This is a genomic window from Aeromonas sp. 600527 (assembly GCF_049175415.1).
GTDB lineage: Bacteria > Pseudomonadota > Gammaproteobacteria > Enterobacterales > Aeromonadaceae > Aeromonas > Aeromonas veronii_A.
In genome coordinates this window covers 178123-198932 of the sequence record NZ_JAAKVA010000001.1, presented here as the reverse complement: position 1 = coordinate 198932, position 20810 = coordinate 178123, and the positions used below count along the sequence as shown (strand labels likewise).

Below are 20810 nucleotides of genomic sequence, written 5' to 3'. Positions count from 1 at the left end.
AAAGCAACTATCAGAGCGCTATCGCATCAATCTGCTGCTGAATGGTTTCCAGTAGCTGAGCCTGCAGCACCGCCTTCTCGCTCTGAAGTGTCTCCTGCTCCGCTGCCAGTCTTTCCATCTCCTGCAGGGTCTTCCCGGTCTGCGCCTGCTTGAGCGCATCCTCGAACCGGATAGAGTCGGTCAGCTTGGCAATACGCTGAGCTTCCGCCTGCCACTTGGCGGCCTTGCCTTCCAGTTCTGCCAGCTTGGCCTGCATCTCGCGCATGGTCATTTCCTGCTGCATCTGGGCAACTTGGGCCTGCTGCTCTGCGGCGGCGCGCTCCTCGTCGCTCATCTCTTCTGGGTCTTTCTGGATGTTCAGCGCATTACGGATCCGCTCTACAAACTCCGCTTTACGCGGCACGTCCATCAGCTCCACGAGCAAGTCAAAGCAGGCTGCAGCAGCTTCAGGCGGCAGCTGGGCCATTGCCTGAGTCATCCGTTCGGCCAGTTGCTGCTTGTAGGCCGCAGTCTGCTGGATTGGCGCCAATGCGATATGTGCCCGTAACCTAGTCACATCGTTGGTCAGCTTGCCGTCCTCCGCCTCGACGTTAATCACCACCGTCTTACGCCGGCGCGGGTCGTCACGGTTAATGGTCACCTTGTAGTTGCGCTTGTTGGCCATGTCTTCCAGCAGGTATGACAAGGCCAGCTGGCCTACGAGCTGACAGCCCATCCGGTAGTTGTCGTTAATCTCCGAGAGAGTGGTGGCCCCCTGCTCCACCAGGTTGCTTATCGCCACGCCGGATTGGCCTGTTGTGCCCTGCCCCAGGAATGCTGCGTAAACGCCCATGGTGTCCTGGATGAGCTTGACCGAATCCTGCATCACCTCGAACTGCTGGGCTGCCACGTTGAAATCCTGCTCAACCTTGAAGGCATCACTCACGCTGGTTTTGTTCTGGCGATCCGGGTTGAGCTCAATGTAGCCATCAGGACGCTCAACCTCCTCCAGCACCTGGGTTCGGCTCATGTTGGTGGCGTCCTTATCCATGATGACGCGCTTGGCCTGCAGCAAGAAGGTCAGTTTGATACGGCGCAGGTTAACCTCGTCCTGTGCCGGCATGGCCCGGGCAATCAAGCCATAGGGCTCTCCGGTGCGATCCTTTCGGTATCCCCAGAACGGGACCAGGGGATACATGTTGTGTGGCGCTGAACAGGGGCGGTCTACCAGGTGATGAGGGCCGACAAACCAGGACTCTCGGATTACGGCCACTGGGCGGCGTTCAACCCTGGCTCTGCCCATCGCGACAGCAGCGCGGTGTAGCTGGTTTCCCTTGTCGAACTCCAGTGCTCGACCCGAATCGAGTAACAGTACCTGGCGCGTGGTGTAAGTGCGGTAGTAAACCACCTGCAGCAGCACCCGGTCCCGCTCTCTACTGCACCACTCCACTTCTTTGCTGCTGAACTGGCTCCACTCCTCATACGCACTGACCAGGTTGGGATCCATCCCTTCAATGGAGGTCAGGTTCACGATATCCGCCCAGTCATTGATGCTGCGATCCAAGATGTCAGCTTTGCTCGGAAGCATTGCCTTGGCTTCATCCACATCAAACCAGCGCCGGCGCATCAGCCAGCGGCAATCGCTCAAGTCAGGCTCGCGGCTATGCCAGTCCCAGAACACCTCATCCCTGTGGACGTTACTGAACTTGTAGCGCGGACCAAACGGGTCATCACGGCGACAGACCTCAATCCACTCCAATCCCGCTTTGATTTGGCCGGCGTAGGCCCCTCCCCGGGCTCGGTCTAACCCGCCAAGGCGGCACATATCTGCGTATTCCGCGTTCACCGCTTCGGCCAACAGCTCGATCTCTTCGTCGTGGTCATCGGCGATCACCATCAGCTCAGTCCGGCTCTTTGCCTCCATGCCCAGCACCCCATCGATGGTTGGGGCGATCAGGTTGTGCATGGTGATGGGTTGGCCACGCTCTTTGAGCACCTTGCTTACTTCGGGAGGCAGCTGATCACCGTCGTAGTAGGCACATGCGCGGTTAGCCATCGAGCGCCAGTCTGGCTGGCCATTGATATCGCTCATCAATTTGAGCAGGCGTGCGGTATCGAGGCCGCCTTTTTCAGGGGCCTTGGGCTGGGCATTGATCATCAGTTGGCCATCCAGTGCTTAGGTTTACGGGCGGATTCAGGTTTGACGATGCGAGCAGGCATTCTGGCCCGCATTTCTTGGGCAATCATGTAGCTCATCAGCTGGTCGTCGTAACAACCTTCCTGAGCGTTCATGCTGCCGTTCTTGTCGTAGACAAAGGTGGTTGCTTCGGAAATGGTGCCGATCCAGCGGATCCCCGATTGGCCGGCACGCAGCAGGGTCTTGAGGCCATCAACCAGGAGTGGCTTGGATTGCCGGGTAGTGAGCCAACCCAAACGGGGTGTCTCATCATCCCGGTCACGGTCTATGTGCTCTTGGGTGTAGATACGGCGGATGGGGTACAGCTCTCGCAGTTTGAGCACCACGGCATGGCCATGGTTGTTGCGCTCTGGGCCGATGTAAGCAGGGCCATGCTCTGCACTGCCGTAGAACTTGCCGACGTGGGCCAGCAGCTGCGCAAAGAGCCCGGGATCCAGGTGCCCATACCAGTGCGCTACCTGGCGACCATCGCTTCTGGCCACCACATCTAATGATGACCGGTCACCGTGTTCAAGCCCCTCTGCCACGTCGCCGCCGATAGCGTAATCCTCATCGGGATCGGGTAGCTCCCACACCAGCAGCATGTTCTCGAGCGACCTCTGGCCCTGCTCGTCCAGTCGCTCTGGCTTACGTGCCTTGTGACGCGAGCCGGTAACAGGGTCGATGTCATAGACGATGAGTGGCGCAATGCAGTCACCTTCCGCCTCCATCGTCACTATCGGGTCAAACACCCGGCGACCAGAAGTCAGAAACGCCTCTAGCGGCGTACTGGGAAACTCCTGCTTCATCTCAGTGCCCAGCGTTGCCTCTTTGAGCACATACCATTGGCGCTGTTCATCACTGATGGTACAGCCCATCGCCTTCTCTACCGCGGTAAAGTATTCCAGCTGGGCTTTGCTGGCCACCACACCGGATGCCGGCACGTCGTCGCGATACTTGGGGTCTTGCCACCAGGCGAAGAAGTGGAACTTCCAATCGAGCTGGCTGAGCTCACCGCCGGTTCTGCTGAGCTCCAGTGACTTCATGCTCATGGCGTGGAAATCGCCGCCCACGCCTTCGGCCGTTGACTCGATGAATGCCACGGCGCCCGGGTGGATAGCCTGCAGGGTACCGGTGCGCACCTCTTTGGCTTTCTCGGGGTATTTGGCGCAGATCTTCCCGTGTTCAGAGACATGCAAGCGCTGGACGGTCCCAGAGCGGAAGGACGTGGCCACCTGAATGCTTGAGCCATGCCGGAACAGGATGTGACCGCCGTTTGCCCCGCCACGCCGCGCGACGACTGGGAACTGCGCCTTGAGCCAGCCGGGTAGGTTATCGAAAGGGACTTCAATCTTGGTACGGTATATCTCGCCTGCTGCAGCCAAGTCCTGGGCGATGATCCCGCACTTGATGTTCTTGTTGAACAGCGCCTCATCGAGCAGATAGATATCGATGGCTGTAGAGAACCCTATTTGGCGTGCCTTTAACACGATGTTCAGCCACCACATGGTCTTGAACAGGAGCTCTTGCGCCGGGCGCAGCCGAAAACGCACCAGTTCGCCCTGCTCGTTCTCGATCATGTAGAGGTTATTCATCCGCCACCACTTATCGCCAAGCTTCGAGCGGATGTAGGCAATCTGCTCCTGCTCAGTCATGGTGGAGGTGTCGGGTTCTATCATGGGTGGGTCTCAGGAAATAAAAAACCCGCCGAAGCGGGTTGGTAATATATTTATAACGGTTATTTTTATGGATAACCTTTAAACCAAGCGCCATCCATCAATTTTTGAAAAATCAAGATACTTCTTCATCTTCAATTCCAGGGTCTTAAGCTTCATTTCAAAAAGAGGGTATGATTCATTATATGCAGTCAACAGAGGCAGCAAATCACTACGGTCCTCTACATTCTGCGTGTCGCACTCCACGCGCCTTTTTATGTAGTAGGACATTGTACTTCCATGCTGTTGCATCTCACCAAGAATTTCATATATACCGCTATCTGCATCAAAGAGGAACTGTGACTCTCTATATGCCTTCGTAAAAGACACGGCCTTTTCTTTTATGCTCTTAACGCTCTCTTCAGAATGATCCAGCCATAATGCTTGATAGTAATCGAGAGCAGTCAAATATATTGAAAAACGTTTATTATATAGATCCATTCTTGTTTTGGCGCTTGCAATTCTCATTTGTGAAAATGCAACCAATAAAGTGCAAGTAGTTAGAATTAAAATAGCGATATTCATATATTCTGTTTTCATGAATATGATCCCAGCTGACAGATGTGCAATCATAACAAATTTATTTTGAATTCATGAGCCCCCCAGTTCCCATTCCCTGCAACTCATCAACCATCTCACTGACAGGCGTGGTCTCACTGCCACCATCTTTCTCCAGCCGATCTGCCTCGGCCTTCAACTTGCGGGTAGCCGCCTCAATGCGCTTAGTGTCGGCCTCAATCTTGGGCCCGGTTACCTCATCAATCCGCATCGCACTCAGGGTGCGCTCGATGGATTCAATGCGCTGAATGTTCCGGTCGAGGGCCTGCTCGGCTTTCAGGAGCTTTTCATAGAGGGCGAGCCTGTCGGCCATCTCGGTTGCCGTAGCGAGATCCTGCTGCAACGCCTTCAAGGTCTTGGTGACAGAGATAACGCGCGCCCGGGTGAATATCAGCTCATCTCTCAGCCTCAGTTCTTCGGCCTGGTCGAACAGCTCTGGCGCATCGAGGAACTGCGCGTAACCGCCGTGGGTCAGTGCTGGCCTGTCGCCGGGGCGCCACTGATTAGGGGGATTAGGATTACCAGAGTTGCCATCCATGAAGCGACCACCACAGTCACGACCGTTGGTATTCGGGTTTTGGCCTCTGCCCACTAGGCGTTGTGTGGATGAAGATGACTTTCTCTCTCCTCCCTCTCTCCTCTTGGCCTTGCCTTCATTCCCCTTGGGTTGCGCATTCTTCTCAGATTGCGCAATTGTGCGCACTTTGGACTGCGCACTTTGCGCATTGCGCACATCTGAATGCGCAGTTTGCGCAGTTTGCGCAGTTTGCGCAGTTCGAAACTTGATATGGCGCCGAGCAGATTGGTAGTTGAGGCCTTGTTTCTCGCACCACTCTTTCACACTGATGCCAGAGGCTGCGTGCTCAGCAGTGAACTCCTCTTGCATCGCAAGCCAGTCGATTCGGGCCATTTATACAGACAACTCACCTTCAACAACGGTGTCCCCAGGTACTGGCAGATGAGTCGCAGATACCTCCACAGCGACGCCAGTGTTCAAGAGCACCAGTGCTGTATCGCCATCGTGGGACAGGATACCGTGTACAACACCGGTCATTTTCCCAACATGCTCCAGATCTTCATTCCAGTTCATCCATTCCCCCACAAACAGAAACCCCGCCTATCGGCGGGGCTTTGTGGCAGATAGAGCATCGTAAGCACGCTCACACGCTAGTCCTGCAGCTCGAGCTCGGTCATATGCTGCAGCCAACTCTCCCGCTCGAGCATCAGCCCGGCTGAGCAGGTCGGCGAGCACCAGGGCAGACTGGCCTGCTGCCGAGCCTCCTTGGGCAGTACCGGGATTGCCGGCGCACTGACTGGCTCGGCTTGCCAAGCGGCGGGCTTGTTCGCGCAGGCTACCAGCGACAGCATTAGCGGCAGCAGCATCAGCTTCAGCCCGGGCGATGTCTTGTTCTGCATCTCGTCTCACCTTCTCAATTTCATTCTGACGACGCTGCTCTTCTTCACGCGCCAATTCCAAGTTTCTGGCCTTGGCTGCAGCGAGCTCTGCTGCCTGTCGGTCCCATTTCGCTTGCCACAAAAGCCGCTCGTCCTGCTCCCCGGCGCGATAGCCTTCGCTGTAGCGGTACTGATACAAGGCCAGGCCTGAGCCCAGCAAGATTGCAACGACCAGGCCGCCAGCGACATAAGGGGCAGCCTTGGCATAGCTGCTTGGAGTCATGTTCCACCCTTGCACTGTGCATGCAGGCGCAGCCGGTCTGCCCAGAGGCCACCACATACTCGGTTACCAGGCACAGAGCAGTCCTGGCTGCCGGCACGTCGAAACAGCAGGATCGCCTCGCAAGCACCTTCGTAGTCACCAGCATTGAGGCGCTTCACTATCGTAGAGCGACAGAACGCCCCCTGGCCGATGTTGTGCGACAGCTGGACGTAGGCGTCGTACTCATACTGGTAGAGCGGTACCTTGATGCAGCCTTTGAGGGCGCTCTCGAACACGCGGACCTCACGCAAGCTCCTGTTGATAGCCTGGAGCGGAGTGATCTTGTCGCCTCGCTTCACCCCCTCGGTACTACCGGCCCCAATGGTGGGTACCTGCCAGCCGTGAACTGGATCTGGGTATGCTTCCAGCTTGATGTTCTCTCGATTCAAGATCCCCACAAAGCCCGCGGCGGAGAGCGTCAGTGCGGCAACAGCGACGCGTACTTTGCTCATTCCCTCCCTCCCCCGTTAAGCCGAGGCCGGATGATGTTGCTCCAAATAAACCACCCCATCTGGACCACAATCCAGACCAGCGTGGCCGCAAGCACCCAGTCATTGAGCGAATAGCCCGCCAGAGTCATCGTTGAGACAATGACAGGCGGGCCGGATTTTACGGCAACCCCTGAGACCACTGCGGCCGTTGCCACCCCTTCCTCTTTGCTCATCCCTCCCCCCAGAAACGACAAAGCCCGCACGAGGCGGGCTAGAAACAAAAAGGCCAGGGTCGGTAAGACTCTGGCCATCTTTGGGAGATGCTAACGCTCTAAATCGGATCTTTCAACCGTCAGCCTAACGTGACCGCAGTCGTTGTATACACAGCGCCACTATGTTGGCCGGACCTAAAATCAGTATCAGAACCAGACTGACTAAGGACTTCCCCATTTTCCGTTCGAATAACGCAGGCACTGATGAATACTGCAACCGATCGGCACCAATCATAAAATCAATGATCTTCTGAGTCGCATATCGGCTATGGGGGTAAAGAATCAGGAATACGCCAGCCAATACCATGAGAGTAACAGAGCGGGCGTCTACAGCATTAAAGCTTAATTTGCTGTAGTTGATGATGAGAAAACCAAACAGCACCTCCCAGCACAGCATGACAAATAGCTGTCGCAAGAAAAAGTCTCGCGGCAATAGGAACAGTGTATTGGAATGCATTAGTAACCCCTTTCGGCGCCCTTAGGGTCTAGCTCTTATTGGAAACATATAAAAACAGCCAAGGGGGCCTTGGCTGCCTAGAGATAGATCTTTAAATCAAGAAGCTCTCAAGCGCTGCGCCGCCCTCTACCGCATGGGCAATTGCCTTGGGCATACGGCCCTGACCGGTCCAGGTTTTCTCTACACCATCTTCGGTGTATTTGTACTTGGCAGGACGAGGAGCTCGGGTGCGCTTAGCTGCGGTCTCCTTGGCGCCTTTACCTTCACCAGCACCCAGCAGTTCGCTCGGATCAATACCAGCCTGCTCCAGCATCGCTTGGAATTCGGCCAGTTTAGCCTGACGTTCTTCTTGCTCCTGCATAACTTTCAGCTCAGCTTCTTCGCGCTCTTTGAAAAGCATATCCAGCTTTTCCTTTGCTTCAGTCAGTTGCTCAAAGCTCAGCTCACGCAAAGCCGCACGCAGACTACGTTGATTCAGAAATACCTTGTTAAACTCGCTCATGCTATCTCTCTTCTAAATGATGGAGTTAATCTTACAGCAAAACCCAAAGTTGAATGCCGCTTGCTCGTTTTTGCTACAGGAATTAATACCTTCTGATTATCGTATATCAAGCATTGGTATTTCAATGGTTTTGATGTGGTATTTAAACGGTTATTTCTTTGGACGTCACTTGTAGAAATCCTTCCTGTTGAGGGATAATAAGTTCCACATAGGACTACCGAGTAACAGGCATCTCACGTGTAGCTCCATGAAATGATCATATCGCTAATAATAAAATTACGGACAAACCATGAAAAAGATCATAACTACTGCGCTACTAACCTTATCTGGTAGCGTCTTTGCTGCTGGTTTTGACTGCTCTCTAGCATCAGCACCTATCGAACACCGGATCTGCAACAACGAAGAGTTATCTTCACTCGATAGCCAGCTATCTGAAATCTACAAAGTACAAGTTAAAAAACACCCTACGTTGAAAGCATCCCAGCGCAGCTGGCTTAAAAACGTTCGAATCCCTTCAGCTAGCGATGCCTTGCTTATCGCCGCGTACAAGCAAAGAATCACTGAGATCAGTAATCTCGATACCTCTGCTATAGCGATGGCTTCCTTGACCGCCACCCAGGAAGCGGAAGATGCGGCAAAACGTCAGCAAGAGCAAAAACAGGCTGCAGAAGATGCGTTGAAACGCCAGCAAGAAGAAAAGAAAGCAGCTGAAGAGGCTGCAAAACGCCTAGAAGCAGAAAGAATAGCTGAAGCAGCGCGAGCAGAAGAAGCAGCCAGAATTGAACAAGAACAAAAAGAGTTGGCGGCTCGCCGCATGAGCGAAGCTAAAATGAACGATTTCGCCCGCGATATGGTGCTTTGGGATCTGTGCGACAAGTATGAGCAATTCAATTTCTCTGGCGTCCCCAAAATCAGGGCGGCTATGCTTGAAAATGCAAAAGCATCCATTGAAATGTATGACTCTAAATTTGTCAGCACATCATACAATAACTACCTACAAAAAATCACATCGCATGTCGATAGCGATGGTAATATCTCTGGTCTCAAGATCAAATGTGATGAGTTCAATGCGGCCGTAAAAGCCAACAACATGAACAATGAAATGAAGAAGGGAGCATCAGATTTTTGATGCGTGAGGGGCCGGTTAATACCGGCCCTCTTTATATCATCACAGCCCGATGCTTTTTTGTACTGAAAAATTGTCTTGCACGAAGTACTTTATCATTTTCGCTTTCGCATCATATGCTGCGCAGTTTTTTGCCCCGCAATACAACATAAAATACTCTTTATCCCCTTCCCCTATGTGAACAATAGGCGCTTTTCCACTCCGAACCATGTCAATAACCTTTTTTCCTGCTTGCTCGCCAGCTTGCTCGTGATACGCAATCATTAAGATAAGCAACAGTGTTATGGACATAAACACCCATGACAATTCTTTTGCTAAGCCAAGTCGCTTTAATGCATAACTCTCTTTTTTGAACTGAATGCCAATTTTTCTTAATGGTTTCAAATACCGACGGCCATTTATAAATCTCTTTCTATTTGATTTACAAAAAGAGCTTCTAAACAAATCTACCACGTGATAGTAGACAAACGAAACCATAAACAAAAAGACTGGCATCAGGAATATAAACCATAGATTCATTATGAATCCGTGATATAGCACCTGATGAAAACTTCTTTCCATCAAATCTGAATCCAGTCCAAGTAGTCGAAGCTCTGAGTTCGTATATGCAGTGCTAGACCCAAATAGAAATGCAGTGATGATAACAATCAACCCAGCGCTATTCAGTAATCCCATTCCCTCCCCCTCCTCACTGGCATAGGGCTTTGTAAGTCGTAGGCATCAGAGTAAAGCCTGCTGCTACATCCCCATTTTTCACATAAAACTCAGCACTGTTTGTGTCCCGAGAATAGCTATGTACTCGATACAGCCAGAACCGCTCTTTCAGCTGCCTGGAAACATTCACCTCATTCTCACTTATGTAGAACGGTGTTGAGGCTGGGCCCGCAGTGGTCTTAACCTCTATGAATTTCTCTGTGCCATCCTCTTCGAACGACAGGATGTCGTACCCCGCAGCAGAGTCGCTCAACGCGATATGCTCAACCCGGGCCGCCAGGTCAGAATACCCGGCTTGAAGCAGCCTGTTTTGCTCGTATTCGATAACCAAGCGTTCCCCGGCCAACCCCAGCTCCCTGTTACGCTGCTCCCGGGCCGCCCAGTCAACCGTACCGCCCTTCGTGTCTTTCCCCTTCTTCGCACCACCGGCACTAACTTTGGGTGGCGCACTTTGGCTCAACGAGCCAGGTACTGCACTCTCCGCTGTGGGGTGATACAGCGAGGATAACGCCGGCCGTATGTGCTGAGCAAAATGGGCATGAACATCTGATGGCAACGGCCAGTTCAGGAGCTTCCAAGTGAAATGTACAGGGTTCTTGGATTGTGGATCCCAGTCATTGAAGGCCAATGGCCCCATGTAGGTGTACTCCTCTTTCTTAGAGGTCCTCAGGAAAAGCCTGACGTTATTACGCGTGTCATCATGCTCTACCAATGACTTGATCAGGGGACTGTCTGGCGTCTGCTGGTTCTGAGACTTCCAAATCAAGTAGCCATCAGCAGTCAGGGCATCATCGTAGTCATTGCTCTCATACACCCCAAGGGTTACGAAGAAGACAAAATCGCGCTCTCCTGGAGCATTGCTGATGATCCCTGACAGGCCCCACGACCCAGCCCCCGGGGTAAATGGCTTCCCTGGCGCAAAGATTGAAGCCACTTCTTCACGTGAATACAGGTGATGCGGCACCAGTCGGAGAGCAGTGCTTTTCGGTACGATCGTGAAGCCCAGCTTCTCAAGGATGTTGAAGCACGGGCTATTTAAGCCACCACTGAACTTGGATGACGGGAACTCATGGCCAAGTAGATCTTGGGCTGCTAACCCCAGAATGGCTTTGGGCGGATAGCGCCGGCCTTCGATGAGCAGGTCATATGTGGTGGAATGTTTATAGGTGGGAACATCGCCCCCCATCTGTTCAAAGGTCTCTACGGCCCGCAGCACATGCTCTGCAGTAAGCTCACGAAGTTCTCTCGCAAGGTCTTTCTGCCTTGCTGTTTGTCCTTTTGCCACAGCCACTTAGCCCTCTTTAGACTCGATATTGCGCCAATATACCACTAGGCAAGCTTCATTTGATCACGGTGATCTTCATCTGCAGCAAGGCTATACTGTATTTATATACAGCACAATAGAGTCCTAACCATGTTTGCAGTACCTGAACTCGATTCGCCAGCACTTGAGATCCCCTTATATCTGTCCCCTGCGGCCTGTGGTTTTCCATCCCCCGCCCAGGACTATGTCGAACAGACGATCGACCTGAACCAACTATGCGTGGAGCACCCGGCCGCCACCTTCTATGTCAGAGCCAGCGGGCACAGCATGGTGCAGGCAGGAATCAATGATGGTGATCTGCTGATCGTCGATAGGGCGCTCAAAGCACGCCATGGCGCCATTGTGCTGGCCTGTCTTGATGGCGAGTTCACAGTGAAACGGCTGCAGGAGCGTCCGTATCCTGCGCTGATGCCTGCCAACCCGGACTTTGCTCCCATCTACCTGCAAGAGGGACAAGAGCTCGAGATATTCGGGGTCGTAACCTTCGTCCTGCACAAAACCAAGCTGGGGTAAGCCATGCCCCACGTAATTGCCCTGGTCGATGTGAACAACTTCTACGCCTCCTGCGAGCGGCTATTTCGCCCCGACCTCAAGGGGGTGCCGATCGTCGTACTCTCCAACAACGACGGCTGTGTGGTATCCCGCAGCCCAGAAGCCAAAGCCATTGGCATCAAGATGGGAGTCCCCTATTTCCAGATCCGCCAGTTCTTTGAGGCAATGGGGGGAGTCTGGTTCTCCAGCAACTATGCCCTCTATGGCGACATGTCGAACCGAGTCATGACCGTGTTGGAGGGGATGGCACCGACAGTTGAGGTCTACAGCATTGATGAGGCCTTCATTGAACTGAGCGAAAGCTGGGCTGGCGACCTGCTGGAATATGGCCGCCAAGTGCGGGCACGTGTGCAGCAATGGACCGGGCTCACCGTTGGTGTTGGCATTGGCCCCACCAAAACCCTGGCTAAGCTTGCCAACTATGCCGCCAAGAAATGGCCGGCCACCGGTGGAGTGGTCGATCTACGTGATGAGGCAAGGCGGGCCAGGCTGATGGCTATTACACCGGTCGAGGAAGTCTGGGGCATAGGTCGACGGCTGACAGCCAAGCTGGAGGCTCAAGGCATCAAGACGGTCTCTGACCTCGTGGCTGCCGACCCCAAGAGTCTACGGAGCCGGTATGGCGTAGTCGTCGAGCGGACAGTGCAGGAGCTGCGGGGGATCCCCTGTGCAGACCTCGAGCAAGTAGCCCAGGCCAAACAGCAGATCATCTGCAGCAGGAGCTTCGGCGAACGCATCACAGCAATTGGTCCTATGCATCAGGCTCTCGCCGGTTACATGGAGAGAGCCGCGGAGAAGCTACGGGCTGAGGGCATGTGCTGCAGCCATATCACCTTGTTTGTTCGCACCAGTCCCTTCAATGAGAAAGAGCCTTACTACGGCAAGCACATCAGTACCAGGGTCGCCATTCCTACCAGCGATACCCGGGCACTGCTGGCACTTATCCCTCCTCTCCTCTCACAAGTCTGGAGAGATGGTTACCGGTACCAGAAAGCAGGCGTCATGCTGGCTGACTTCACTCCCTCAGGGATCCGGCAAGGTGACCTGTTTGCAATGGAGCAGCAAGAGCCTCGCAGTGGGGCTCTGATGCAGGTGATCGACAAGATCAATCAGGAAGGCTTGGGGAAAATTTTCTTCGGGACTCGAGGGAAAGATAACAGAGAGTGGATGATGAAACGGGAACAACTCAGTCCGCGATACACGACCTCATTATCTGAACTATTGGTCGTAAAATGATAAGCGTGAAAGAAAAAATCTTTCAAAATCTAATGGTTAAACCACGTTTACGCATGTATGAACGAGCATTCATTTGTCTACTTTAATAGACAAGAACGAATCGCGACATAAGCAGCACACCCCGCAAATAGGACGTGTCACGTCAGCCCCCTCGAATTAAGTACACACAATAGAAATAACATCACCAGCTTGCCTTAATCACAGGCCACTTCCATTTGCTGTCCATTGAGTCCCTCCACAGCCAACTTCTTTTAATTTAGCGGGTGTGTGGCCCTGCTACACACCAGGAGATACTCGAAATTAGCTTGTCGTGATGTCACGATTGATGTCAATGGAGACGCGGAAATCCCCCAAGAGGGTTTTGTTTAGCGATGATGGCAACCTAACTTGACCTCAATCCGCATTGCAGGACACATACTGTGCAAACAGACCACGGTTTGGCTTCCCCGTCACCGTCGGATTTGCCGTAGACACCTGCTTTCTGATAGCTTCTGACAATGGAGTCAGTGGGGTCATAAATCGAAACAGAGCGATTGATAATCATGCCTTGTCCCTGCTGACGAATGATCGGAAAATGCAGGAATTGGCCACTGCCACAGCAAACGAAAACCGTGAGTGAGGTGAAAATGATTTTACTTAAACGATTTTATCAACCGCCTAATGTGGAGGAACTGCATGGCGATAAAAAGGCGTCCAAGCGGACGGGATGCAACTGCGAAAGCAGCAAAAAAGAAGGCTCAACAGTTTGCCGCTGTCGAGCCATCTAATCTGAAGGTAAAGCTGTTTGCCGCAGCCAAAACCTTGTTCGTACTCCTTGCGTTGCTCCAGCAACTAGGTGAAGTGATCGAGCAATACAGGAGTCTACTATTCTAACCAAGGGCCTTCGGGCCCTTTTTTCTCACAATTTTAGTGAGAAAATCTTGACCTAAATCCGAAGATTTTGGTTGCAATAATAGTGCTGTATTACCCCTTCAAAATCAACTCAAGTTTACTTTCAAATCCAGCAGCTAAACGACACTACATTTAGTGGCATGATTTTGAAGCGATTTTGTCGCCACAAAATGCCGGGAAAATCGCGTCACCCCCCCCCGCATCTCCCTCACCTGTCGGTCCATGATCCGCACTAAGTCCGACGCCTGGTGAATCACCTCGTCAACCAGCCGCTCTATTGCTTCGCTCATTGCCATTCCAAAGCGCCGTGACACGAGCTCAGCATCTGGGACCACTCGCCCGGTACCGTGGCACTTCGGACACTCATCACCCAGTCGCAGACGCCTGCCGGTTCCCTTGCACTGCGGGCAGCGGCCAGTTTGCAGGATCTCATCCGCACAGCGATCCCGGGCTGCGCTCAATATCCCGTTACGCTCTGCCAGCAGGTGGCGATACTCATGGTTATTACCAGCCCTATGAGCCCGCTTCGCTCTTTCCATTACCACCGATGCTCTGCGCCGTTCCTTATCGAAGTAAGGGTGAGATGACACCAGCCGGTCTAACTGTTCAGGCAGTGGACGTCGAAGCAATATGGCCAGGGCCATGCCTGCTGCCTCCTCACACCCCAGCTCACTCTCGAAGAAGGTAAGCAGAGCAACGATAGACTGCGGGTCAACAAGGTGATCCGCCATCAGATATTGCAGTCCCTGTTCGTTTGACTTGGCCGCAATCTGCAGGGCGCCGATGAAGTCGTCACGGCCCAGGGCATTGAAGTTGCCGCTGATTGGCTCATGGAGTGCCCCCTTGGGGGAGAACAGTCGCAATGCCATTTCCAGTGAGTAGCTCATGAGTTGGTCCTCTGTGGTCTTGGTCCTGATTAAAAGCAAATGGCTTATGCTGCGCCTTTGACGCTGATAAGCCCCCGCACAACCCAGCTGTGCAGCTGACGGGTCAACGCGGAATAAATCACCTCCTCTCGCTCCCCTGGTTCCCAGTCATAGGGAAGCCGGCCATCGATAGCATCATGGCATGCCGAGCATGCCTCAACCGCCACCAGGTCATCCCCCTTCAAGGCCATGCCATGCGGGGCACTCGGAAGGTGAGCCAGAACGGTAGTATGGGTGCCACCAATACAGACACCGGGCAGTTGAAGCTTGCAGGCCTGGCCGCGGGCGCCATCACGGAGCGCCTGAGAACGGATCGGGCTCGTCTCAAATCTCATCAGGCAAACCCCATTAGTTGAGTCACGGCCTCCTCGGCCTCAGCTTCAGAGCTGAACTGCAAGCTGAGGACATAGCGCCAGCAAACACCGAAGACTGCGCGATAGAGATCTGCAAATTCCTCCTGCCCCATCTTGGCGAAGCTAATGCTCTTGGCTTCCTTCCGTATGCCTCCATCCGGGAGTATCACGATCGTGTAGTAGCCGGCCTCGACAATAAGCCATTTACGCATCACCTCGAATGACTTCTCAGCCTGGGGGCCATGGCGCTCGACCCGAAGGCTGGCTAGTTGGTCTATGAACTCTTCTTTGGCTTGGTCCAAGGTGTGGGTAGCACCGAAGTGTGAGAGGTAACGAACAAAGCGATCTAAGATCCCCTGCTCTGCTGGCGAAACTAAGCCACCAGTTGGCTCCCAATAATCGAAGGTCAGATTGAGTAAGGCAAAGAAGCGGCGGTGAAAGGCAAGATTACGACGTCCCCTACCCTGTGCCTGGATAGTGGTACCAATAGGCATCAACCGAATAACTTCAGCATCTGCCGGGGTGGATGGAACCAAAACCCCACCAGACATCCTCAGCAAGGTCAGGTCCATATCACCTCCTGTGGCTTATAACCACGGGGGGCCTATTGGCAATACAGGAATTTCCACAGGAACAAACTGCGGATAGATCTCGAGTGTGTTGCTTAGTCATGGTCTGGGTCCTGAGTGGTCATACAAAGCCGGGTGGTCTAGGTCCAGCAGGATCATGTTAAGGCGAAATATCGAGCAATGTCACGCGACAGAAAACCTCCATTCCCCCAGAGCCAGCCCAACTTAGGCCTAGGCAGAAGTCAATTTTGGTTACGACTAAACAAACAATTTGGCGTAACTACTTCAAAAACACTCCACCTTTAATGCTCATATGGGTATCATCTCAAACCATGGATTGTTAGTAAGTTCTGTCACACATCTCAAGGTAATGGCAACAATCTGGTACCTGTAACCAAGAGCAGCAGCCATTTTTTTTACTATGGAGCTTCGAGAGTCAGACATTAATAAAGTCAAAACAAATAGAAGCACTTCAAAAAATTAGAGCTATATAAACAAGGAGTTAGATATATGCCCATCTCTGAAGAAATTGATGAACTGATAGAAAAACAATATGAAACTATGACATCAACATCAGGAAACGGAGAGTTAGCACAGCTATCACGATTATTTTCAACGGATTTTGTGGATGGATTGGCGAAAATCATATACCAAAGCGTTCCAACCAACCACCGCTTAACTAAAGCTGTCACTGTTGAGTTGAGTTACATTGATAAACAGCCGTATACAAGATACCTTGATGAAAATAAAGTTATCACCCATGGTGAACTAGCTGATGCATTGTTTATATATCGAGATGGTTGGGGCTCACTCGATGAAAAAGGAGAAATAATTTCTTACGGAAATACAAATGACAGGGCGCTTTTTTTTCAAGCCAAACGCAGTACTAACAAGCTAATACCAAAAGTACCTATTAGCCCTATTCGCCAAGGTAATAGTACGGATAAAGAATTTAAATTATTATCTCAGTGGCAAAAATTTGATCTTGTCAAGAAGCCAGCGAACAATGCTACATTATTAAACTCTGTAGACGTTCATTCTCAAAACAAAAATGTTTTATCTCTTGGTTGGTTTGGTGCATGTGCTCCAACTCATAATAAAGTATGGGATTCACGTTGGATGTGTGGGGAAGCAGAGAAAGATACGTCATGTTCGACAACACTAGGTAACTTACTCGCCAACTTATACCAGGGCAGTAAAATAAACGGAATAGAGATTGGTCGTACCTTTGATTCAAATGCTAAAATTGTAAATCAAAACTCAGGCTGGGACGATTTAATAAATACTACAGTAAAATTATCAAAAGAATCACCATCACCTACGATATTGGCAAAATATTGTTCCTCAAGACACAGATCATCAACGGCACTGCTGTACCATATAAAATCAAATCATGAAAAAATCATGCATCTTGCAGAAATTGTTTTTTTTGAATTAAATTATGGTCGACCCTATGTTTTATATGCACTGCAATCATTTATAGAACGGATGTTCGAAGACAAAAATCCAACTTTAGTTGAAATATTAACTCTTCATAAGACTATTATTGATATTGCCATATCAGTAATTAATGACTTGGAATCAAAAAATAAAAACATGACACTTTCAAATGTATTGGCCCTTGTAGAAGAATTTCTATATACCTCAACAAATGAGGACAACCATAACGATTTTTACAATCATACCAAAGCTGATGATAAGTTAAACCTTAATGAAAATGGCATATTCATTTTGACAACTACTGTTATCAGGGCTGAAGAAAAACACCATAATTAATGTTAAATGCCCAAATAAAATCTGCCCCATGAACTGATGACATAAAATTTAAATTAAGGGTTCGCAATGGAAGAAATATTACTTAATTTGAGAAATCCGGCTTGGTGGTTCACTGGAACCTTCTTTGTTTTACTCTTTCACATCTTGCCTAAGCTCATAGCATTCTTCAAGAATAAGGCGATCCCAGTATTTAAAGGTAGAGCAAAAAAGATGATTAGAGGAGTCCGACTGAAGCAGGCTAGATATATAAAATCAAACAGGTATAACCTAGCGGCAATAAACTATCAATCAATGAAATCACAGTCATACTTTGTGGTTTACGCTCTTGTTTGCCTTACCTATTTCATATGGTATGTAGCTGGGCCATTAATCCAAATAAAGAAAGAGAGTGACTTACTTTTTCTAATATGCATTCTTCCTATGATTATATTTCAAGTCCTGTGGATGCATCAAAATGACAATGCAAAACTACTTGTGGCAGAGTACAACAAAGTCAGAATGAAAAAATAATGATATTCCCAGTAATGAACCAGTATAAGAAGGATATATAGTGAAATTCTGGTGGGTAAACCATAAACAAACGTACAGTGCTGAAGTCAGGGGCGGCTATATCTGGTCGCCCAAAATGAACCGTAATGGCTCGAAGAACCAGACCTATATCAACCTCACGCTGACCCGGCCAGGTGATGTTGTTATCTCCTATGCCGGCAGGCTTATCAAGGCAATTGGCCTGGTGACTGCCCCTTCCCTGGAGGCTAAGAAGCCCTCTGAATTCGGTAACGCCGGAGATTCGTGGTCAGATACAGGCTGGGAAGTACCAATCGACTGGGAGTTATTGGAACAGCCTATCAGACCGAAGGACCACTTGGAGTTGATCGCTCCCCTCCTCCCTTCAAAGAATTCGCCCTTGCAAGCCAGTGGCAACGGTAACCAAGGTTGCTATCTGGCGAGCATAAGCGAAGCACTCGGCAACCTGGTGCTCTCATTGGCCAAGGGATTGAATCCATCTTTTGCTGATGACATCGAGCAGCATCAGGCCGAACTGGAAGGTGATGCAATCGAGGCGGACATCCAGGCCTCGGCCCTGGACGCAACAGAGAAGCAGCAGCTCGTCAAATCGCGCCGTGGCCAAGGTCTTTTCCGTGCAAACCTGGAGAAGGTCGAGCCAGCTTGTAGAGTTACCGGAGTCACTAATAAAGCCCTGCTGATTGCCAGCCACATCAAGCCATGGTCCAAGTGCGCGAACAACGAAGAACGGCTAGATGGGAACAACGGCCTGCTGCTCTCCCCTCACATCGATAAGTTATTCGATCGTGGTTGGATTACCTTCACTGATGCCGGCAGCTTGCTGTGTGCCGAACCCACCATCGAGCGGGCCCTGCAGCAGTGGGGTGTTGAGCTGCCAATAAACGTCGGCCCCTTCAAACCCAAACAGAGAGAGTATCTCGCTTATCACAGAAGCGAAATATATCGGTCTGCACCGACCTCGGAGTAATGGGAAATAATCCCTCACCGCGGCATATTTGCTACCAGTTTCCTCAGCTTTTTGACCACAACTTCATCTTTAGGCTGAGGAATCACTACGACTTTGGGTTTGGGTGGCTTGGGGAGCTTGGCCGGCTTAGGAGGCCCCATGGGCACCCTGGCGATCTTTATCACCCGAACCATCAGCATGGTCATGGCTTGCCCATCACTGATAATACACTTCTCCCGCTTGAACTCTGAGGTCATCCGCGGGTGGGTAATTAGCTTGCGGAGAAGCCGTCCTGAAACTGGCATAGATACATTGAACTGGTCACACAACTGCAGGCTGGTGATGAACCGGTCTTGCTGCAGCGCCCAGGCTGCGACCTCTTCAAAGAGTTCTTCTGTTGACATCCTTGTCTCCCGAAAGCACTCAACTAAAGTTCCAATAGAATACCTGTATGTTATATAGCAGTTTTTCTCTCTTTCCTAATTGTCTGCCCTACCCCGCCATTCGCTGACCATCTCGTCCGTTATCTCTTCCTTGTAGCAGATCGGCGCATAGCCACCTGCCCTGCTCCACGCGCTGCGTTTGCCACAACGGCTGCCATTCCTGGCCAAGTTGTATGGGCACGGACAGTTCCCGGGGTAGCTGTCGATGGACTCTTGGATAATCTGCTGCTTCACCTGCTCATCTACAAGCCTCGCATCAGGCACTTGCTCCTTGGCGCTGGCGGCAAATCCGATGCTCAACAGAGCCAGTAACAGTATGCGTTTCACAACCCATCCTATCTAGTTCTCTTATGGATACCGCTGGTTCTAACACATCGTTAATTAATAAATAACCCACTATTGATTAATTCCTGATTTGCATCAAAAACATGTCTGATATCACAGAGTTAGCGGATAAATCGCTCAACATACCGAGTTTCGATTGGTAAGCTATTCGACTGGTGCCTATGTCTCACACAGGGCCTTTCGATGGTGAACTTCAATACCGTCAGACAACCGGTCAAAAGCAGCAATCTGGGGGCTGTAACCTAGGGGCGGTAGCCAACGCAACGCTCAGTGAGCCCTCCCCCACCACAACAGCATCAGATGGACTCGATGCAAACAACCGACAAGGAGAACCCAATGGGTGAATGGTCAGAGTATTTTGAGGATTTTCCGGAAGAGAACCCGGCTAACTGGGTAAACGGAGAGTTCAACCCCCGACTGGCTCAGGAAGTGCGTATTCAAGAGGATCGGCTGAGAGCGACAACCAACAAGGCTCGCTCAGAAATCAACGCTGTAATCATGAAGGCTTGGTTAGATACTAAGGCCAAATCTTTTCTTCTAACTGAAGAATGTCCTCAGTGCGGCCTTCCTGAGCTGAATACCTACAAAATCAGCGACACCTTCTACCTCTGTGAGTGCCAAGACTGCGGCATACATGGAAGAGGTGAGACTCATGCTTTAGCGCTCAAGAACACCTTCGACGCTATTGGGGATGGACTTGACTGGAGGAATAACACTATTCAGTACGAGTAATGTAACTACTATTCTATGCCATAACAGGCCGCTAGATGATGAACTTTTCGGCCGCTAAAATGGGTAAAAAAAAGCCATATAGGAAACATTAACCAAGGAGTTATAATAATAGCAACGCTTAAATTATACAAGATAGAAACACAGAGCCAATATATTTAACCCTCAAACGCGAACAATACTAGGAACTAAGCAACATGACATTTCTGACCAGTACCATACTTTCAGGTATTCTCTATGACACGTTAAAAAAAGGAACAATTATAACTGGTGAGTTTATAAAGGAAACTCTTAAAGATTGGATTGTTGATGATAACACTGCTGAATCACTAGCAAATAAACTAAAAGAATCAGATCATGACATCAGCTCACTGAGGAGGGAAGCAATACAAGACTTCTTAGAGTCGTCACAACAAACATTAGATATCATCAAAACGATCAGGTCTACTCAAGAGTCAAACTCCTATCATAACTATCACAGTGGGACTGGCGACATAGTAAATGGAAATAAAATAATCAACCAAAAATAAGCTTAGGAAAGGCCA

At 50.8% G+C, this 20810-nt stretch carries 24 protein-coding genes; 7 read left to right on the top strand and 17 right to left on the bottom strand.

All coding sequences use genetic code 11. The features are described from left to right. Positions 1-10: 10 nt before the first annotated feature. The 10 genes from G5154_RS00925 to G5154_RS00880 form a co-directional block, all read right to left on the bottom strand. On the bottom strand, positions 11-2137 hold the full coding sequence (locus G5154_RS00925) for a portal protein (protein WP_421263833.1): 2127 nt from the start codon (positions 2135-2137) through the stop codon (positions 11-13). Next, positions 2137-3834, bottom strand: coding sequence for a terminase (locus G5154_RS00920; protein ID WP_421263832.1), 1698 nt, complete (start codon positions 3832-3834; stop codon positions 2137-2139). Before G5154_RS00920 ends, G5154_RS00925 begins: the two co-directional genes overlap by 1 nt. 78 nt (positions 3835-3912) lie before the next feature. Beyond that, positions 3913-4410, bottom strand: coding sequence for a hypothetical protein (locus tag G5154_RS00915; protein ID WP_421263831.1), 498 nt, complete (start codon positions 4408-4410; stop codon positions 3913-3915). A 40-nt stretch (positions 4411-4450) separates the two neighbouring features. Beyond that, entirely contained in the window at positions 4451-5338 is an 888-nt protein-coding gene (locus tag G5154_RS00910) for a terminase (RefSeq protein ID WP_421263830.1), read from the bottom strand. Continuing rightward, positions 5339-5518 carry a hypothetical protein gene (locus tag G5154_RS00905; RefSeq protein WP_069529520.1) on the bottom strand — a complete coding sequence of 60 codons (180 nt, stop codon included), beginning with the start codon at positions 5516-5518 and terminating at the stop codon, positions 5339-5341. It abuts the gene before it with no gap. Positions 5519-5545: 27 nt separating this feature from the next. Beyond that, positions 5546-6106: a DUF2514 family protein gene (locus G5154_RS00900; protein ID WP_421263829.1), complete on the bottom strand. Its 561-nt coding sequence runs from the start codon at positions 6104-6106 to the stop codon at positions 5546-5548. Beyond that, on the bottom strand, positions 6103-6597 hold the full coding sequence (locus G5154_RS00895) for a lysozyme (RefSeq protein ID WP_267511794.1): 495 nt from the start codon (positions 6595-6597) through the stop codon (positions 6103-6105). The genes G5154_RS00900 and G5154_RS00895 overlap by 4 nt, the downstream gene beginning before the upstream one ends. Next, on the bottom strand, positions 6594-6809 hold the full coding sequence (locus G5154_RS00890) for a hypothetical protein (RefSeq protein ID WP_421263828.1): 216 nt from the start codon (positions 6807-6809) through the stop codon (positions 6594-6596). Before G5154_RS00890 ends, G5154_RS00895 begins: the two co-directional genes overlap by 4 nt. Before the next feature lie 124 nt (positions 6810-6933). After that, positions 6934-7305, bottom strand: a complete 372-nt coding sequence (locus G5154_RS00885) for a hypothetical protein (RefSeq protein WP_278166668.1) — start codon at positions 7303-7305, stop codon at positions 6934-6936. Between the two features lie 91 nt (positions 7306-7396). Next, positions 7397-7807, bottom strand: coding sequence for an H-NS family nucleoid-associated regulatory protein (locus tag G5154_RS00880; protein WP_421250117.1), 411 nt, complete (start codon positions 7805-7807; stop codon positions 7397-7399). A gap of 289 nt (positions 7808-8096) precedes the next feature. Between G5154_RS00880 and G5154_RS00875 the strand changes: the two genes are divergently transcribed. Next, positions 8097-8936, top strand: coding sequence for a lysozyme inhibitor LprI family protein (locus G5154_RS00875; RefSeq protein ID WP_421263827.1), 840 nt, complete (start codon positions 8097-8099; stop codon positions 8934-8936). Positions 8937-8975: 39 nt separating this feature from the next. Here the strand turns inward: G5154_RS00875 and G5154_RS00870 are convergent, their stop codons facing one another. Then, the gene (locus tag G5154_RS00870; RefSeq protein WP_421250115.1) at positions 8976-9608 is read right to left on the bottom strand and encodes a hypothetical protein; all 633 of its coding nucleotides are present in this window, start codon (positions 9606-9608) and stop codon (positions 8976-8978) included. Between the two features lie 13 nt (positions 9609-9621). Further along, positions 9622-10932, bottom strand: coding sequence for a DUF3427 domain-containing protein (locus tag G5154_RS00865; RefSeq protein WP_421263826.1), 1311 nt, complete (start codon positions 10930-10932; stop codon positions 9622-9624). Between the two features lie 129 nt (positions 10933-11061). Here G5154_RS00865 and umuD point away from each other — a divergent pair, with 129 nt between their 5' ends. Continuing rightward, positions 11062-11484, top strand: a complete 423-nt coding sequence (gene umuD, locus G5154_RS00860) for a translesion error-prone DNA polymerase V autoproteolytic subunit (RefSeq protein WP_069529490.1) — start codon at positions 11062-11064, stop codon at positions 11482-11484. Between the two features lie 3 nt (positions 11485-11487). After that, a complete protein-coding gene (gene umuC, locus G5154_RS00855; RefSeq protein ID WP_421263825.1) occupies positions 11488-12759 on the top strand; it encodes a translesion error-prone DNA polymerase V subunit UmuC in 1272 nt (423 codons plus the stop codon). Between the two features lie 1007 nt (positions 12760-13766). Here the strand turns inward: umuC and G5154_RS00850 are convergent. The 3 genes from G5154_RS00850 to G5154_RS00840 are packed head-to-tail and all read right to left on the bottom strand — an operon-like array spanning position 13767 to position 15501. Beyond that, complete coding sequence (locus G5154_RS00850) at positions 13767-14537, bottom strand: TIGR02642 family protein (protein ID WP_421263824.1); 771 nt, start codon at positions 14535-14537, stop codon at positions 13767-13769. A 44-nt stretch (positions 14538-14581) separates the two neighbouring features. Beyond that, the gene (locus G5154_RS00845) at positions 14582-14911 is read right to left on the bottom strand and encodes a nuclease domain-containing protein (RefSeq protein ID WP_421263823.1); all 330 of its coding nucleotides are present in this window, start codon (positions 14909-14911) and stop codon (positions 14582-14584) included. Beyond that, on the bottom strand, positions 14911-15501 hold the full coding sequence (locus tag G5154_RS00840) for a DUF1367 family protein (RefSeq protein ID WP_421263822.1): 591 nt from the start codon (positions 15499-15501) through the stop codon (positions 14911-14913). Before G5154_RS00840 ends, G5154_RS00845 begins: the two co-directional genes overlap by 1 nt. 507 nt (positions 15502-16008) lie before the next feature. Here G5154_RS00840 and G5154_RS00835 point away from each other — a divergent pair. Both G5154_RS00835 and G5154_RS00830 read left to right on the top strand, forming a co-directional pair. Beyond that, positions 16009-17274 (top strand): hypothetical protein, encoded by a 1266-nt coding sequence (locus G5154_RS00835; protein WP_421263821.1) that lies wholly within the window; start codon positions 16009-16011, stop codon positions 17272-17274. A gap of 550 nt (positions 17275-17824) precedes the next feature. After that, positions 17825-18769: an HNH endonuclease gene (locus G5154_RS00830; protein ID WP_421263820.1), complete on the top strand. Its 945-nt coding sequence runs from the start codon at positions 17825-17827 to the stop codon at positions 18767-18769. Between the two features lie 14 nt (positions 18770-18783). Here the strand turns inward: G5154_RS00830 and G5154_RS00825 are convergent, their stop codons facing one another. Then, complete coding sequence (locus G5154_RS00825; RefSeq protein ID WP_421263819.1) at positions 18784-19152, bottom strand: hypothetical protein; 369 nt, start codon at positions 19150-19152, stop codon at positions 18784-18786. A 75-nt stretch (positions 19153-19227) separates the two neighbouring features. Beyond that, positions 19228-19518 carry a hypothetical protein gene (locus G5154_RS00820; protein ID WP_421263818.1) on the bottom strand — a complete coding sequence of 97 codons (291 nt, stop codon included), beginning with the start codon at positions 19516-19518 and terminating at the stop codon, positions 19228-19230. Positions 19519-19872: 354 nt separating this feature from the next. On the opposite strand from G5154_RS00820, the gene G5154_RS00815 reads away from it, so the two are divergent. Continuing rightward, complete coding sequence (locus G5154_RS00815; RefSeq protein ID WP_421263817.1) at positions 19873-20268, top strand: hypothetical protein; 396 nt, start codon at positions 19873-19875, stop codon at positions 20266-20268. Between the two features lie 194 nt (positions 20269-20462). After that, positions 20463-20795 carry a GapS6a family protein gene (gene gapS6a / locus G5154_RS00810; RefSeq protein WP_421263816.1) on the top strand — a complete coding sequence of 111 codons (333 nt, stop codon included), beginning with the start codon at positions 20463-20465 and terminating at the stop codon, positions 20793-20795. Positions 20796-20810: the final 15 nt, after the last annotated feature.